Genomic DNA, 423 nt, shown 5'->3' on the forward strand with positions numbered 1-423 from the left:
ATGCCTGTCTTGCCGACCGGGCTGGCTACCGCATCGTGCGCGACGGTCCGTGCCGCGATAGCGGCGGTGGCGGTGGCGGTGGCGAGCAGACGTTCTGCACCCGCGAATATGCTCCGGTCTGCGGCCGCCGGCATGGCGAGATGCGTACCTTCCCCAATTCCTGCGAAGCCCGCGCCGCGGACTATCGCGTCGTTGGCGACGGGCCGTGCTGAGAACGCTGCGCCTTGTTGAGGACGACAGGCGTCAAGCCGTCGGCTCCACCTGGCGACAGTAGGCGATGAACTCGGACGCAGGCATGGGTCTGGCGAAAAGCCAGCCCTGGCCGTAGTCGACGTCGCGCTCGGCGAGATAGTCGGCCTGCGCCTGCGTTTCCACGCCCTCGGCAACGATCTTCAGCTTCAGTGTCTTGGCCATGTCGATGAT

1 protein-coding gene and 1 pseudogene are annotated in these 423 nt (G+C 66.4%); one reads left to right on the top strand and one right to left on the bottom strand.

What is annotated here, in order from left to right:
- A pseudogene (locus EN885_RS33220) lies at positions 1-212 on the top strand (peptidase); the annotation flags it as partial.
- A gap of 31 nt (positions 213-243) precedes the next feature.
- Here EN885_RS33220 and EN885_RS33225 read toward each other — a convergent pair.
- Positions 244-423: EAL domain-containing protein (locus EN885_RS33225; protein WP_128335270.1), on the bottom strand; the 180-nt coding region annotated here is incomplete at its 5' end.

The organism is Mesorhizobium sp. M6A.T.Cr.TU.014.01.1.1 (assembly GCF_004022765.1).
Taxonomy (GTDB): Bacteria; Pseudomonadota; Alphaproteobacteria; order Rhizobiales; family Rhizobiaceae; genus Mesorhizobium; species Mesorhizobium mediterraneum.